The 14912-nt window shown below is 70.3% G+C and carries 16 protein-coding genes; 10 read left to right on the top strand and 6 right to left on the bottom strand.

Annotated elements, in window-relative coordinates; genetic code table 11:
• Positions 1-1467 precede the first annotated feature (1467 nt).
• From ACWF7A_RS05875 to ACWF7A_RS05865, 3 genes are read right to left on the bottom strand one after another with little or no spacing between them, the layout of a single operon-like run.
• Positions 1468-1824 carry a 5-carboxymethyl-2-hydroxymuconate Delta-isomerase gene (locus ACWF7A_RS05875; RefSeq protein WP_452249277.1) on the bottom strand — a complete coding sequence of 119 codons (357 nt, stop codon included), beginning with the start codon at positions 1822-1824 and terminating at the stop codon, positions 1468-1470.
• A 4-nt stretch (positions 1825-1828) separates the two neighbouring features.
• Entirely contained in the window at positions 1829-2491 is a 663-nt protein-coding gene (locus ACWF7A_RS05870) for a GNAT family N-acetyltransferase (protein WP_452249276.1), read from the bottom strand.
• Positions 2488-2991, bottom strand: coding sequence for a winged helix-turn-helix transcriptional regulator (locus ACWF7A_RS05865; RefSeq protein ID WP_452249275.1), 504 nt, complete (start codon positions 2989-2991; stop codon positions 2488-2490). Before ACWF7A_RS05865 ends, ACWF7A_RS05870 begins: the two co-directional genes overlap by 4 nt.
• Before the next feature lie 88 nt (positions 2992-3079).
• Here ACWF7A_RS05865 and ACWF7A_RS05860 point away from each other — a divergent pair, with 88 nt between their 5' ends.
• The 4 genes from ACWF7A_RS05860 to ACWF7A_RS05845 all read left to right on the top strand — a co-directional run bounded on the left by ACWF7A_RS05860 (position 3080) and on the right by ACWF7A_RS05845 (position 5600).
• Positions 3080-3370, top strand: coding sequence for a putative quinol monooxygenase (locus tag ACWF7A_RS05860; protein ID WP_452249274.1), 291 nt, complete (start codon positions 3080-3082; stop codon positions 3368-3370).
• A complete protein-coding gene (locus ACWF7A_RS05855) occupies positions 3370-3867 on the top strand; it encodes a PaaI family thioesterase (RefSeq protein WP_452249273.1) in 498 nt (165 codons plus the stop codon). The genes ACWF7A_RS05860 and ACWF7A_RS05855 overlap by 1 nt, the downstream gene beginning before the upstream one ends.
• Complete coding sequence (locus ACWF7A_RS05850; protein WP_452249272.1) at positions 3864-3992, top strand: hypothetical protein; 129 nt, start codon at positions 3864-3866, stop codon at positions 3990-3992. The genes ACWF7A_RS05855 and ACWF7A_RS05850 overlap by 4 nt, the downstream gene beginning before the upstream one ends.
• A gap of 147 nt (positions 3993-4139) precedes the next feature.
• Entirely contained in the window at positions 4140-5600 is a 1461-nt protein-coding gene (locus ACWF7A_RS05845) for an alpha/beta fold hydrolase (protein WP_452249271.1), read from the top strand.
• A gap of 1 nt (position 5601) precedes the next feature.
• Here the strand turns inward: ACWF7A_RS05845 and ACWF7A_RS05840 are convergent, their stop codons facing one another.
• Positions 5602-6363, bottom strand: a complete 762-nt coding sequence (locus ACWF7A_RS05840) for an SDR family oxidoreductase (RefSeq protein ID WP_452249270.1) — start codon at positions 6361-6363, stop codon at positions 5602-5604.
• 101 nt (positions 6364-6464) lie between these two features.
• On the opposite strand from ACWF7A_RS05840, the gene ACWF7A_RS05835 reads away from it, so the two are divergent.
• Positions 6465-7304 (top strand): helix-turn-helix transcriptional regulator, encoded by an 840-nt coding sequence (locus ACWF7A_RS05835; RefSeq protein ID WP_452249269.1) that lies wholly within the window; start codon positions 6465-6467, stop codon positions 7302-7304.
• Here the strand turns inward: ACWF7A_RS05835 and ACWF7A_RS05830 are convergent.
• Together ACWF7A_RS05830 and ACWF7A_RS05825 are read right to left on the bottom strand one after the other, a co-directional pair.
• Entirely contained in the window at positions 7297-7773 is a 477-nt protein-coding gene (locus ACWF7A_RS05830) for a GNAT family N-acetyltransferase (protein ID WP_452249268.1), read from the bottom strand. The two genes, ACWF7A_RS05835 and ACWF7A_RS05830, sit on opposite strands and share 8 nt — an antisense overlap.
• Positions 7770-8792, bottom strand: coding sequence for an alpha/beta hydrolase-fold protein (locus ACWF7A_RS05825; protein ID WP_452249267.1), 1023 nt, complete (start codon positions 8790-8792; stop codon positions 7770-7772). Before ACWF7A_RS05825 ends, ACWF7A_RS05830 begins: the two co-directional genes overlap by 4 nt.
• A 54-nt stretch (positions 8793-8846) precedes the next feature.
• On the opposite strand from ACWF7A_RS05825, the gene ACWF7A_RS05820 reads away from it, so the two are divergent.
• The 5 genes from ACWF7A_RS05820 to lnt all read left to right on the top strand — a co-directional run bounded on the left by ACWF7A_RS05820 (position 8847) and on the right by lnt (position 14908).
• Complete coding sequence (locus ACWF7A_RS05820) at positions 8847-9428, top strand: TetR/AcrR family transcriptional regulator (RefSeq protein ID WP_452249266.1); 582 nt, start codon at positions 8847-8849, stop codon at positions 9426-9428.
• Positions 9429-9475: 47 nt separating this feature from the next.
• Positions 9476-10246 carry an SDR family NAD(P)-dependent oxidoreductase gene (locus ACWF7A_RS05815; protein ID WP_452249265.1) on the top strand — a complete coding sequence of 257 codons (771 nt, stop codon included), beginning with the start codon at positions 9476-9478 and terminating at the stop codon, positions 10244-10246.
• Between the two features lie 92 nt (positions 10247-10338).
• Positions 10339-11910: a sigma-70 family RNA polymerase sigma factor gene (locus ACWF7A_RS05810; protein ID WP_452249264.1), complete on the top strand. Its 1572-nt coding sequence runs from the start codon at positions 10339-10341 to the stop codon at positions 11908-11910.
• Between the two features lie 99 nt (positions 11911-12009).
• Positions 12010-13440, top strand: coding sequence for a polyprenol phosphomannose-dependent alpha 1,6 mannosyltransferase MptB (mptB, locus tag ACWF7A_RS05805; RefSeq protein WP_452249263.1), 1431 nt, complete (start codon positions 12010-12012; stop codon positions 13438-13440).
• Positions 13427-14908: an apolipoprotein N-acyltransferase gene (gene lnt, locus ACWF7A_RS05800; RefSeq protein WP_452249262.1), complete on the top strand. Its 1482-nt coding sequence runs from the start codon at positions 13427-13429 to the stop codon at positions 14906-14908. Before mptB ends, lnt begins: the two co-directional genes overlap by 14 nt.
• The last annotated feature ends 4 nt before the right edge of the window (positions 14909-14912 follow it).

Genomic DNA, 14912 nt, shown 5'->3' with positions numbered 1-14912 from the left:
AGGCCCGGGCGGCGGGCGGAGCTATGTATGTTAACAGAGCCGTTGGCGTCCTGTGGCCCGTTGAAAGGTGACAGTGGGTTCGCGTGTCGCCGCCCGCCAACCGGGGACTGGACTGGGCCAAGATGGCCCAGCATGCCAAGCGCATCTATCGTCACCGGTCTAACACCCTGCATGGCGGTGAACCGTTTCAGCTGCCGATGCCCGAACAGCCCCGGGACGAGGCGAACGGCGCCATCCAAGAAGTCCACTGGGGCCTCAACACTGGCGGGGCTTGGTGGCGTCTGGGATGCCGAGGAAGCCCCGATGCTCCTATCTACGTCCGAGTAGATTGCGCGTGGCTCCCTCCTGAACTGGTGGGACGAACTGCGCACATCGCCTGGTGCCGGCGGTCAAGAAGTTCGCTGATCTGTGCGTTGCCAATGACGCCTAGCGCGCGTACGTGGTGTCCAGTTTACTGTCGGGCACTGTCCACCTGTCCATATCGGGCGAAACTGCGTACTTCGACGCGAAGCTTCGCCTGAACACTGCACCGAACAGGTGCAGGCTGCAGGTCGCGCGTGCGGCGGTCTGTTCGGTGCTGGGCGGCGATCACGGCAGATCACAGCACTGTCTAGGTAGAGCGGCTGATGTCGAGAACATAAGGAATGATGTGCACGCCGTGCGTACGTTCGTCCTCCGCCTGCTGTTCCAGCTTCTCCAATAGATCAGCAGCGGCCGGATTCGCCGAGCGTGCCCAGTTCGTTGGTCGTTGGTCTGGGCGAATCCAGTAGGACGAGGTAGATGCTGTGGCTGAGCTCAGGAGGTTTGAGGTAGAGCCCGATGAGCTGCTGTTACAAGCCAACTGTTACGCGGAACGGTTTGTCGGCACTGTTCGACGAGAGCTCACCGCCCGGCTGCTGATCATCAACGAACGTCACCTCAACTCATGTTGAACCGCCATGTATCCCACTACAGCCACGAACGACCACACCGATCTCGACACCACACTCCACCACGACCCGATCATCCGACCGGAGACCAGGTTGTAAATCCGTACATCGTCGGTGAGTGCTTGGCGGCTTGAGCAACGAGTACGAACGTGCAGTAGTTGTCGACCCCGCCTAGGGCGAGCACTGCGCCAGCGTCCTAATGGTGGCCGCCGTGGAGTTGAGCCAGCGCAGATACGTCAGGTCGCGGGGGCGGCTGTCCAGTTCTGCCAGGTGTCGACCGTCTCGGGCGGCAGAACATGGCCGACGAGCGGTTCTGCCTCGGTCATCACCGCGAAGGCGCCGATGATGGGGCGACGCCGATGTGAAGGCGACCAACGAGCCAGTGCAGCAGCCGAGGTGGCTGGACTGGGAGCACGTTCCGGGAGCAACGGGGAGCGGAACCATGCGCCGAACGTGCCAGTACGTCCTTCAGTGAACTTGGCCGTAGCCGCACTGACCTGCAGGAGTTGTATTTCCGCAGCTCAGGGCGGCGGCTGTGTCAGATGACGACCTTCTGGTACTGCTCGCGGTCCATGTCGTAGACCTCCAGGGTCAGCTGGGTCGGCAGCCCCTCGACCGGCTTGAGGTGGTCGCGGGCGATCCCGAGGCTCACCTGCCCGACCTCCTGCTTGAGCTCGACCGACCGGCCCGTCAGCAACCCCACCCTGATGTGGATCATCGTCGCGGGGGAGCCGTCGCCGATCACGGACTCCTGGATCTCGCGGAAGCGCGTCTTGAACGCCGCCACCTCCGCGCTGACCAGCGGGCCGACGGTCCGGTGCAGCTCGAGGGCGAAGCCTCGGCGGTCGAAGCCCTCGCTCAGTTCGGCGGAGTACTCGACGGTGATCTGTGGCATGCGCTCACGCTACCGGCGCTGTGACGATCAGGAGCTCCGTCTCGAGGCGTAGGCGGAAGCCGAGCTTCTCGTACAGCCGGACGGCACCGGTGTTGGTCTTGAGCACGTGCAGGAACGGCGTCTCGCCGCGTTCCCGGATGCCGTGCGCGACGGCCAGCAGCAGCCGCGTCCCCAACGCCTGGCCGCGCGCGTCCGGGTGGGTGCACACGGCGCTGATCTCGGTGTGGCCGGGCACGCGCAGCCGTTCCCCGGCCATCGCCACCAGCCGGCCCTCGCGGCGGACGCCGAGGTAGGTGCCCATCTCGATGGTGCGCGGCAGGAACGGGCCGGGCCGCGTGAGCTCGGCCAGCGCGATCATCTCGGGAACGTCGGCGGTGGTGAGGCGGACGGCCTCGGGCTCCGGCGCGTCGGCGACGCCGTCGCTGACGTACTGCAGCAGGGGCAGGCGGTCGTCCACCTGCCAGCCGTCGGGTGGTTCGAGGCCGGTCACGGCGGACCGCGGGGCCGCCGCGGCGAGGTCGAGCCAGTCTGCGTCGGTCGGTTCGGGCGGCAGCGCTACGAACGGCGACATGTCGGACGGGTAGCGCAGCACGTTGCCCTTGTGCTCGGCGAAGTGGGCGTGCGGTCCCGTCAGGGCCGAGTGGGCGGCGTGGTCGAGAGGGTTCACGAGAGCGGCTCCAGCAGCCGGCGCGGGGTGCCGAGCAAGGCCGAGACGGGATCGGGTTCGGTCGTGCCCGGTTCGTACCCGGGCCCCGGCTCGATGGTGATGCCGGGAGGCGTGACCACGGCGCCACAGGAGGAACAGCGGCTCGTGGCGTCGAGACGGCCGCCGTCTGCCTCGTGCCGGAACGTGCGCCGGTCGCCGCCGGGGGAGTAGTGCTCGTCGCCCCACGCCATCATCGCCCGCAGGATCGGCCACAGCTGGACGCCCTTGGGCGTGAGCAGGTACTCGCCGTCGGTATGTGCGAGGACGTCCTCCTGCACCAGGAACTTCAGGCGGTTGGTCAGGACGGCGCGGGGGATGCCGAGCTGGGTGGCGAAGTCGCCGAAGCGGCGGATCCCGAGGAACGCGTCGCGGACGATCAGCAGCGTCCACCGCTCGCCGACGATCTCCAGCGATCGTGCCAGCGAGCAGTTGCGGTCCGCGTAGGTGCTGGGCAGTGCCATGACTCCAGCTTAGTTCATTCACCGAACTGCCATGCTACGGTTCGGCTAGTTCAATGAATGAACTTGCCTTCGAGAGAGGTCGCCGCCCGTGTACCAGTTCCTGGTGTCGTTCACCGTCCAGCCCGCCCGCCGCGAGGACTTCGTGAAGATCGCCCGCAAGACCGCGGAGGACTCGCTCGCGCACGAGCCCGGCTCGCTGCGGTTCGAGGTCATCGTGGACGAGGAGAACCCGGATCTCTTCTACCTCAACGAGACCTACGCCGACGTCGACGCGTTCCAAGCCCACGCGGGCGGTCCGTACTTCGGCGCGTTCTTCGCCGAGGCCAGTGCGTACGCCGAGGGCCCGACGTGGCTCATGAAGGGCACCGTGGCCGCCTGATGACGACCGAACGCACGCGGAACGTCACGTGGGCCGATCCGCACAGGACCGCCGCGCTGGCGATGAAGCTCGACGGACTGGACTTCCTGCGCGGCATCGCGTCCGGCGAGATCCCGCCTCCGCCCGTCGCCGAGCTGATCGGCGCCCGGATGGTGTCCGTGGACAAGGGATCGGTCGTGTTCGCGCTGGAGCCGGAGGAGTTCCACTACAACCCGATCGGCTCGGTGCACGGTGGCATCTACGCGACGCTGCTCGACACGGCGGCCGGATGCGCCGTGCACTCGGTGCTCGCTGCCGGGACCGGGTACACGAGCCTCGACCTGGCCGTGCGCTTCCTCCGTCCGATCAGGACGGACACCGGCACGGTCACCTGCGTCGGAACCCTGGTGCACCAGGGCAGGCGGACCGCACTCGCCGAGGCACGCCTCGTCGACGGCGCCGGGCGGCTGCTGGCCACCGCGTCGAGCACCTGCCTCATCCAGGAGGCAAGGAGTTGATCCTCGTCACGGGCGCCACCGGACGTCAGGGCGGCACCGGCACCCACCTCGTACGGCGGCTGCGCGAGGAGTCGCGCGGCACGGCTCGACCACGTCGGCGGACGCGGCGGCTCTCGCGCTGCTGACCGGCCGCGAGCCGGTGATGTTCCGGGAGTTCGCCCGGAGCCTCTGATCAGCCTCAGGTCGGACGCGCGGGTCATCCGTCCGCATGATCCGCGCGCACGACCCGTCTTCCTACGCTGGCGCCGACCGGATCCCGGGGAAGAAGGCTCATGTCCACCACACTCACCGTCATCGGGCGCTGCGCGGCCGTCGCCGTGCTCGCCGTCCCGCTCGTCACCGCGACTCCCGCTCTCGCGGCGCCGTTGACCTGGCAGCCGTGCAGACAGGTCGAGGAGCACTGGGACTCGGAGGACAGCCTCTCGGAGTGCACCAAGGTCACCGTGCCGCTCGACCACTCGCGCCCGCACGGCCGCAAGATCGACCTGGCCGTCAGCCGGATCAAGGCCACCGATCCGCAGAAGCGACGCGGTGTGCTCTTCACGAACCCGGGCGGTCCGGGCAACCCCGGCCTCGGCATGCCGTTCACGATGCGGCAGTCGAAGCTCGCCGACCTGAACACCGACCACGACCTCATCGGCTTCGACCCGCGCGCGACCGGGTCCAGCGGCGGCGTCGAGTGCGAGGCCACCCCGGAGGACGGCCCCGAGCCGGACCCGAAGGCGAGCCCGGAAGTGCGGTTCCGCCAGGACTACGAACGCAACGCACGCACGAACGCCCGCTGCATCGGCTACGACCGCGAACTGCTGACGAACCTCTCGACCAGAGCTGTCGCCGACGACATGGACCTGATCCGCGCCGCCCTGGGCGAACGGAAGATCAGCTTCTTCGGCATCTCCTGGGGCACCGCGCTCGGCGCCGTCTACCGCAGCCACCACGACCACCGGGTCGACCGCATGCTGCTCGACTCCGTGATGCCGGCGGACTTCACGCTGGAGACCATGAACCTCGGCGCCTCCGCCGCGAAGCAGGCCAACTACGAGGTGCTGGCCGGGTGGCTGGCCCAGCGGGATCGTCTCGGCGCCACCCCGCAGGCGGTGACGAGGTCGATCAGCGACCTGGTGGCGAAGCTCGACGCCACCCCGGTCACGGTCACCCCTGCGGACGGCAGGCCGCGCACCTACTCCGGCAGCCACGTGCGCACGATGCTCACCTACAAGCGCACCACCTGGCCGCAGGTCGAGGACTCGATCGTGGCCCTGCGCGACGGCGGTGTGCCGCCGCTGACCGGCGACGAACCCGAGCTGGAGGGCTTCGGCCTGACCCCGGTCTGGTACGGCGGCCTGCTGATGCAGCGCGCTGTCGTCTGCAACGACCAGGGCAGGGCACCGGACGTCGACGAGGCGTGGCGCCAGGTCCGGCATCGCGAGGAGACCTACCCGTTCTTCCGCAACGGGCACGGCTACGGCAACTGGTGCGCGGGCTGGCCGCTGCCCGCCACGCCGTGGCGGCTGAAGCGGGCGAGCAGTCCGCTGCAGCTCTCCGGCCACCGCCACGAGACCAACACACCGCTCTTCTTCGCCGAGCAGATGCAACGGAAGATCGGCGGCGCGCTGCTGACCGTGGACGACAGCACGCACGGCTCGTTGTGGTTCAGCGACTGCGCCGGGAAGGCCGTGCGGTTCTACCGCACGGGGCAGACCTCGAACGACGCCTGCCCCGGGATCTCCTAGCTCACTTGCCGTGCGGGTCCGTGGCGTTGAGCGCGGCGACGACCTGGTCGTAGTCGCCGCGCGCTTCGCCGTAGCGCAGGAACTTCACGCGCTCGACCTGGATCTCACGGGCGTCGGGCTGCGTCTCGATGATGCCCATGACCTCGGTGACGTACTCGTCGAGCGGCATGGCGTGCTCGTTCTCCGCGTGGCCCGGCATGAGGTCGGTCTGCACGGCCGGCGGCTCCAGCTCCACGACCTTCACCGAGGTGCCCGCGAGCTGCAGCCGCAGGGTCTCGCTGAGCATGTGGATCGCGGCCTTGGACGCGTTGTAGCTCGGCGTGATCTTCAACGGCGTGAAGGCGAGTCCGGACGAGACGGTCATGACCGTGGCGTCCGGCAACGACTGGAAGTGCTCGACGAACGCGGCGATCAGGCGGATCGGGCCCAGCACGTTGGTGACGACGGTGTTCTCGGCGGACTCCAGGAACGACGGGTCGCGCCAGTCCTCGGCGCGCATCACGCCCGCCATGGTGATCAGCACGTTCACCGCCGGGAAGCGGCTGATGACGTCCTTGGCCGCGGTCTCGACGCTCGCGGCGTCGGCGGTGTCGATCCGGACGGTCTCGACGCCGGGGTGCTCGGCGGCGATCCGGTCGAGCAGTTCGGTGCGCCGGCCGCCCACGATCACGGTGTTGCCGCGCTCCCGCAGGGCGAGGGCGAGCGCCAGGCCGATGCCGCTGGTGGCGCCGGGGATGAAGACGGTGTTTCCGGTGATGTCCATGGCACTGAGCTTCTGCCGATCTCCGGGGCTGCGGCAGAGAGCCCTTGTCGGGGGATCGGCGATCCCTGGTTCGCGGCGCGAGGGCCCGGATACTGGGGTTCATGGATCGGGTCGAACTCGCGGGATTCCTCCGGCGCCGCCGCGAAGAGCTCAGGCCGGAGGACGTCGGGCTGCCGGTCGGCGCGCGCCGGCGGGCACCGGGGCTGCGGCGCGAGGAGGTCGCCGCGCTGGCCGCCATGTCCACGGACTACTACACGCGTCTGGAGCAGCAACGCGGCCCGCAGCCGAGCGAGCAGATGCTGACCGCGCTGGCCCGTGCGCTCAGGCTGAGCGTCGACGAACGCGACTACCTGTTCCGCGTGGCCGGTCGCAACGCCCCGTCGCCCCAGGCCACCGCCACCCACGTGGCACCGGCTCTGCAACGGGTGCTGGACAGGCTCACGGACACGCCCGCGCTGATCCTGTCGAACCTCGGCGAGGTCCTGGTGCAGAACCGGTTCGCCGAGGCGCTCTACGGCGACTCGTCGCGGTTCACCGGCCACGCGCGCAGCGGGATCTACCGCTGGTTCACGGACCCGGGCGAACGCCTGATGTACCCCGAGCACGACCGCGACCGGCAGGGCCGCACCCAGGTCGCGAACCTCCGCGCCGCCTACGCCTCGACGGGCCCGCGCTCCCGGGCCGGCGAGCTGGTTCGCGTGCTGCGGAAGGAAAGCGCGGAGTTCGCCGAGCTGTGGGAACGGCACGAGGTGTCCAAGCGGTACGAGGACCACAAGGTGCTGATCCACCCCCAGCTCGGCGAGATCGAGGTGGACTGCCAGGCGTTGTTCACCGAGGACCAGTCGCAGGCGCTGCTGGTGCTGACCGCGCCGCCACGCACCGAGGCGTTCGACAAGATCGCGCTGCTCGGTGTGCTGGGCACGGAGAAGTTCGTCAGCTGAGGACGAGGATCGTCTCCTCGGTCTCGGCCCTGCGCGCCGCCGCGTAGCCGACGTCCGTGCCGACGACCTGGAACCCTGCCCTGGTCAGCACCCGCAGCGAGCCCGTGTTGTCGCTGGCGGCCCGCGCGTGCAACGGCCGGACCGTCACGAGCTCGAGCAGCAACGCGACCGCGCGCCCGGCCACGCCCTGACCCCACACCGCGCGGTCGACCCAGTACGTGATCTCCGTGTCGCCCTCGATCACGAAGCTCGCGATGCTGCCGACGACCCGTCCGTCGCCGACGATCACGAGGTTCGTCGTCTCCGGGTTGGAGAGGTTGCGGCTCAGCCACGCGTCGAACGCCGGGCGGTCGTCCGGGTTCTCGTGGGTGAACGCGGCCATCGCCACGGACTCGGGGTCTCTCATGAACTCGAAGAGGTCGTCGAAGTCGGCGTCTTCGACAGGCCGCAGCGTGACTTCCCGGATCATCGAGCAAGCCTGGACGCGAGCCACGCCAGGGAGAGCGGATAGCGGAAGTCGATCGCGCCGTGGCCCGCGTCGAAGAGTTCGAAGTGGACCCGGTCGTCCGGGAGGCCCGCCCGCGCGATCTCCTTGCGGAACGCCTCCGCGCCCAGGTCGAGGTAGTACTCGTCCCTGGTGCCCGCGTCGATCCACACCGCCCGCAGCGACCGGACCGCGTCGGCGTGACCGGGGACCATCCGCACCGGGTCCCAGTCGAGCCAGCGCTGCCACAACTCCGGGATCGGCGCGCCGGTGACCGGGTCGAACGGCAGCCGTGGCGTGCCATCGTCGTCGGCCGAGAAGCAGGCGGCGACACCGAGCATCCCGAGCAGGTCCATGTCCTCGGGTTTGGTGAACGCCGTGCGGCTGGTGAAGTCCGCCCACCACTTATGGACGTCGTGGTCGTAGCCGCGCAACGCCCGTGCGGCCTTGCCGAAGTCCGCGAGGTAGCAGAGCTCGTACAGCGAGTCACCCGCGTGCGTGGCCAACGCGCCGAACAGGTCCGGGCGCAGCATCGGCGTGATCATCGCGCCGAACCCGCCCGAGGACTTGCCGGCGATCGCCCGCGACTCGCGGTCCGGGATCGTCCGGTAGTGCGCGTCCACCCACGGCACGATCTCGTCACACAGGTACGAGTGGTAGCGGCCGGTGCCGGGGGAGTCGACGAACTGCGAACCGCCGTAGGCCGTCCACGCGTCGACGTAGACGACGATGCAGCCGGGCGCGCCCTGCGCGAACACCGCGTCGGCCGTCTCGATGAACGGCTGGCGGAACGGCGTGCGGTTCGCCCACATCGCCACGTGCCCGGTGTAGCCCTGGATCAGGTAGACGGTGGGGTAGCGCTCGGCGCTCCCGTCGTAGCCCGGCGGCACGTACACCCACAGCGGCCGCTCGTGCGGGTCACCGAGCGGGTTGTCGCGCAGCAGCGCGGAGTCGATGGTGCGCCGGTCCAGCCGACCGGCGAGCGGTCCCTCCCAAGGCAGCATGGGCCCAGTCAACCACAGTGGACTCGGCGGTCCAGAAAACCTAGTCTCGGCGTCATGGCACTGACGACGAAGGGGCGCGCGACCAGGCAGCGCATCATCGAGGGCGCCGCGGCCCACCTGCGCGGCGACGACCCCGCGGGCGTGACGCTGGACGACATCCGGGCGATCACCGGCACGAGCAAGAGCCAGATCTTCCACTACTTCCCGGACGGCAAGGAGGAGCTCTTCCTCGCCGTGGCCCGCTTCGAGGCCGGCCGCGTGCTCGACGACCAGCAGCCGCACCTCGGCGCGCTCACCTCGTGGGCGGCCTGGGAGCGCTGGCGCGACTCGGTGGTGGCCCGGTACCGCGCGCAGGGTCGTCAGTGCCCGCTCGGCACGCTGATGGGGCAGGTCGGCAACACTCCGGGCGCGCAGGAGGTGGTCAGCACGCTGCTGAGCCAGTGGCAGGCCCACGTGCGCAAGGGGATCGCCGACATGCAGGCGGCCGGGCTGGTCCGCGCCGGCCTCGACCCGGACCGGGTCTCCGCGGCCTTCATCGCGGGCGTCCAGGGCGGGGTCGTGGTGCTGATGAACACCGGCCGGGTCACGCACCTGGAGGCCGTGATGGACACGTTGACCGACCACCTCCGAGGCTAGATTTTCTGGACTTGCTGGTCCAAAAAATCGCTCGTAGCGTCGGGGACATGACACAGCGACTGCGGGGCAGGACGGCCCTCATCACCGGTTCCACCAGCAACATCGGCCGCTCGATCGCGGTCGCCTTCGCCCGCGAGGGGGCGCACGTCGTCGTCTCCGGCCGCGACGAGGCCAGGGGAGCGGAGGTCGTGGCGGAGATCCGGGCGGACGGCGGCAAGGCCGACTTCGCCCGCGCCGACCTCGACGGCACCCCCGCCCTGAGCCAGGCGCTCGCCGCCGAGGCCTCCTCACTGCTGGGTGGCCGCGTCGACGTCCTCGTCAACAACGCGGGCATCTACCCGCCCTCGTCCACCCCGACGACCGACGAGGAGACGTTCGACCGGGTCTTCGGCGTCAACCTGAAGGCCCCGTTCTTCCTGACCCAGGCCCTCGCTCCCGCGATGATCGGCGCGGGTGGCGGCGTGGTCCTCAACCTGGGCTCGTGGATCACCCGGCTCGGCGTGCCCCGCGGGGCGATCTACAGCACCAGCAAGGGCGCGATGGAGACGCTCACGCGAGCGTGGGCCTCGGAGTTCGGTCCGCAGGGCATCCGGGTCAACGCCATCTCGCCCGGTGTCATCGCCTCGGCGGGCTGGGACGAGACCACCCGGAGTGCGGCCGACGTCATGATGCGCGGCACGCCCGCCGGCCGTTCGGGGCACCCGGACGCGATCGCCGCCGCGGCCGTCTACCTGGCTTCAGACGAAGCCGAGTTCGTGCACGGCATCGTGCTGGACGTCGACGGTGGCCGGACCGGCGTGGCGGTGGTCGCAGTGTGACCCCGGTCACCTTACGGCCCGGTTTCTGTGACCTGAGGTGAGACTCGCCGGTCTCCCATGGCGTGCAGGAACAGTCGGCGAAGGGTGCGGAAGTGACGGGTCGGGAGTGGCTGGGGCAGGTGGACGCGGAGCAGGTGCAGGCCGCGCGGGCCGGTGATCGGACGGCGCTCGACGCCGTGATCGCGGGTTCTCTGCCGCTGGTCTACAACGTCGCCGGTCGGGCGTTGCACGCCGATTCCGAGGTCGACGACGTGGTGCAGGAGACGATGGTCCGCGTGATCCGCGGCATCGACGCGCTGCGGGAGCCGGACCGGTTCCGGTCGTGGCTGGTCGCCGTCACGATCAACCAGGTCCGCGAGCACTACCGGCGCCGCGACCTGGCCCCGGCCTCGCTGGAGGAGTACGACCGGGCCGATCCGGGCGCCGAGTTCGTCGAGACCGCGCTGTCCCGGCTGCACTTCGCCCAGCAGCGCCGCGAGGTCGACGAGGCCGCGCGCTGGCTCGACCCGGCCGACCGGGAGCTGCTGGCGCTGTGGACGCTCGAACGCGTCGGGCAGCTCACCAGGGCCGAGGTCACCGACGCGCTCGACCTCGGCGCGCACGCCGTCACGGTGCGGGTCAGCAGGCTCAAGGGCCGGCTGGAGACGATCCGGCACCTGGTGCGCGCGTTGTCGATGGAACCGCGCTGCGATGGCCTCGACCGCGCCGCCCAGGGCTGGAACGGCGAGCCGAGCCCGTTGTGGCGCAAGCGGCTCCTGCGGCACGTCGACGAGTGCGGCCGCTGCGGCAGGGGCGTGGACGACGCGATGCCGGTCGAGCGCATTCTCACCGGTGCCGCGCTGCTCGTGGTCCCGGCCGCCTACCTGCCGCGGCTGCTCGAGAACCTCGGCGACGTCACGCCGGACCTCGCGGCGCACGCGGCCGAGCTCGCCCCGAACCACCTGGCCGAACCGGTGGGCGTGTTCGCGAAGCTCGCCGCCAAGCCCGTGCTCGCGGTGGCGGGCGCCGCGGCGGTGTGCGCGCTTGTCGGCGTGGTCGGCACGGTGGTGCTGCTGCCGTCGGACCCGCCCGCCGCGGTCGCCGGGCCGAACACCACCCAGGGCCTCGCGCTCAGCACGTCCTCGTCGCAGGCGCCGGACACCACGTCCGCGACGTCGAGCGCGCCGTCGTCCTCGACGACCACGACCACGACGACGACGACCACCACGATCGCGCCGCCCGAGCCCGCGCGCGCGGCCACGCCGGAGGAACGCGTCCTGGCGCTGATCAACGAGACCAGGGCAAAGGACGGCCTGGCACCGTTGAGCGTCGACCCGGCGCTGGTCACCGCGGCCGACCGGCACACCAGGGCGATGATGAGCAACGGCTGCGGCCTGTCGCACCAGTGCCCCGGCGAGAGCGGCCTCGGCGAGCGCAGCAGCGCGGCGGGCGTGAAGTGGAGCTCGGTCGCGGAGAACGTCGGCATGGGCGGCCCGGTCAAGGACAACGTCGAAGCGATCTCCAAGATGGCGCTCGGCCTGACCCAGGGCATGATCGACGAGAAGCCGCCGAACGACGGCCACCGCAAGAACATCCTGAGCAAGTCGTCCACCCGCATCGGCATCGTGGTGATCCGCGACGCCAAGGGAACCGTGTGGATGACGCACGACTTCGCCGGAAGTTGAGCCGCGAAACCAGTTTAAAAAAGATCATCCTGAAGTAGTACGTGGGAACGCGACCACAGTCGGACGCGTGACGATCCGCCGGGCAAGCACTGTCCTACCGTGCAGACCGTCACGTACCGCTGGCCGACCGCGGTGACCACGACCACGATCACCCGCACCCCGGAACTGTTGCGCTGGACGGGTTTCGGCGGTGCGCTCCTGCTCACCGCCGGGGCGTGGGCCGTGAGCGCCAGAACCGGTGGCGCGGTGGCACTGGGCGTCGCGATCGCGGGTGCCGGACTGGTCGTGCTCACATGGGCGCTGCTCGGCCGCACACGGCCGGACCCGCGGTGGCTGCGCCGGACCCTGGCGTGGTGGTGCGGGCCGCTGCTGGTGGCCCCGCCGTTGTTCAGCGGCGACGTCTTCAGCTACCTGGCCCAGGGCGAGGTGGCCGCGAACGGGCTCGACCCCAACGTGGTCAGCCCGGCGGTGGGCGCGAGCGCGGAGGCGGTGGCACGGGTCGGCGTCTACTGGCGTGAGACGCCGTCGCCGTACGGGCCGTTGTTCACCACGGTCGAGCGGGCGATCACCGAGATCACCGGCGGCGACCCCGTCCTGGGCATCGGGCTGTACCGCCTGGCCGCCGTGCTGGGCCTGCTGCTCGTCGTGTGGTCGGTGCCGAAGCTCGCGGAGATGACGGGCGTCGAGGAACGCACGGCGTTGTGGCTGGGCGTGATGAACCCGTTGGTGCTGTGGCATCTCGTCGGCGGTGTCCACAATGACGCGTTGATGCTCGGCCTCATGCTGTCGGGCACTGTCGTCGCGTTGCACGCACTGCCCGAACTGAAGTGGTGGCAGTTCACGGCCGGTGTCGTCCTCATCGGACTGGGCGCCCAGATCAAGCTGCCCGCACTGGTGGCGCTCGCGGTCGTCGGCACGGCGCTGGCGCGCAGGCTGGGAGGCGGTGGGGGCAGGTTCGTCGTGGCGGGGCTCGCCATGGTCGCGGCCGCCGGGGTGGTGTCGGTCGTGACGTCGCTGGCCGGCGGATCCGGTTTCGGCTGGGTGCAGGCGCTCGGCACACCGTCCAAGGTGAACAGCTGGATGGCGCCGACGAACTGGCCGGGCTATCTGGCGGGTGCGGTGTTCGGCCCGCAGGCCGGGCAGGCGATGATTTCCGCGGCACGGATCGCGGGGCTCGTGCTGATCCTGTGCGGGGTGGCGGTGCTGGTGGGCCGTCAGCTGCGCGGACGGATCTCCGAGGTGACGTCGCTGGGGTTGATGATGAGCCTGATCGTGGTGCTGGGGCCGGTGATCCAGCCGTGGTACCTGCTGTGGGCCGTGCTGCCGCTGGCCGCGTGCCTGCCGGTGGGGACGTGGCGGACCAGGGTCGCCGTGCTCGCCGGGGTGTTCGCGCTGCTGGTGCCGCCGCTCGCGGGCAACTTCGCGGGCCGCGTGCCCGAACTTGTCGGTGCCTACGTCGTCGGGATCGCTCTCGTCGGTGGCGCGTACCTCGTCCTGCGCCGGGCGAGGGTGTCCGTTGCGCAAGCCTGATCTCGCCCGCTACGGCGCGGCGGCGCTCGCCGGGGGCGCACTGGCCCTGAGCTTCCCGCCGCGCACGCTCTGGTGGCTCGCCGTGCCCGCGTTCGTCGTGTTCTGGCTGGCCCTGAAAGGCGCGGGTGCGCGACGGAGCGTCGGGCTCGGGTTCGTGTTCGGGCTCGCGTTCTTCCTGCCGCACCTGTGGTGGATCCAGCACTTCCTGGGCACCGACTTCGGGCCGTGGCCCTGGCTGGTGCTCAGCGCGTTGATGGCGTTGTTCATCTGCGGTGTCTGCGCGTTGTTCCCGCTGGTCAGCCGCCTCCCCGCGGCACCGGTGTGGGCCTCGCTGCTGTTCGTGCTGCAGGAGACCCTGCGCGGCCTGGTCCCGGCCAACGGCTTCCCGTGGGGCCGCATCGCGTTCGGCCAGGTCGACGGGCCTTTCGCGAAGCTCGCCGTGATCGGCGGCGCGCCGCTCGTGACGTTCGCGGTGGTGTTCACCGGCTTCGGCCTGGCCGCCTGGTTCCCGCGCTGGACGCGGGCCTGGGCGCTGGTGCCGATCGTCGCCGCCCTCGCCGTGAGCCCGGTGGTCTCGATCGAGGCCCAGAACGGCCGGCGGACCGTGGCCGTCGTGCAGGGCAACGCCCCCGACCTGGGCCTCGGCCTGCTCACCGAGGGCGCCACCCTGCGCGAGAACCACCTGCGCAAGACCGCCGAACTGGCCGCGCTGGTCCGAGGCGGCGCGCTGCCGAAGCCGGACCTCGCGGTCTGGCCGGAGAGCGCGACCAGGACCCGTGACCGCGACCCGGTGCTCGACGGCGCCATCGCCGACCTCGGCGTCCCGACCCTGGTGAGCGCGCTGCGCGACGACCAGAACTCCGTCATCGCGTGGGACCCGGAGACCGGGGCGGGCCAGTCGTACGCCAAGCAGGAGCTCGTCCCGTTCGCCGAGCACATCCCGCTGCGCCCGCTCGCCCGGATGTTCACGCCGTTCGCGGACCAGGCCGACCTCGAAGCAGGGACCAGACCCGGTGTCCTCGACATCGCGGGCACGCGCGTGGGCGTCGGCATCTGTTACGAGGTCGCCTATGACTACGTGCTGCGCGAGAGCGCGGCCGACGGTGCCCAGCTCCTGGTCGTGCCGACGAACAACGCCTGGTACGGCCGCGGCGAGATGACCTACCAGCAGCTCGGCATGGCTCGCCTGCGCGCGATCGAGCACGGCCGCGCCGTCGTGGTCGCGGCCATCAGCGGTGTGAGCGCGGTCGTGCGGCCGGATGGAAGCATCGTGCGGTCGACGGGGATGTTCACCGACGACCTGATGGTGGACACCGTGCCGCTGCGCACGGACCTGACGTTCGCGACGAGGTTCGGCGGTGCCGTTCACGTCCTGCTCACCGGCCTGGCACTGGGCGCGTGCGCGGTGGCTCTGTGGTCGCGAGTGCGCGCACGACGGGCAACGGCCTCCCGAGCCGGTCAGGACTGAGACC

This window comes from Lentzea sp. NPDC055074, from assembly GCF_053608005.1.
Note: the sequence above shows the minus strand (reverse complement) of the source record. Positions and strands in the feature narration are given on the sequence as shown.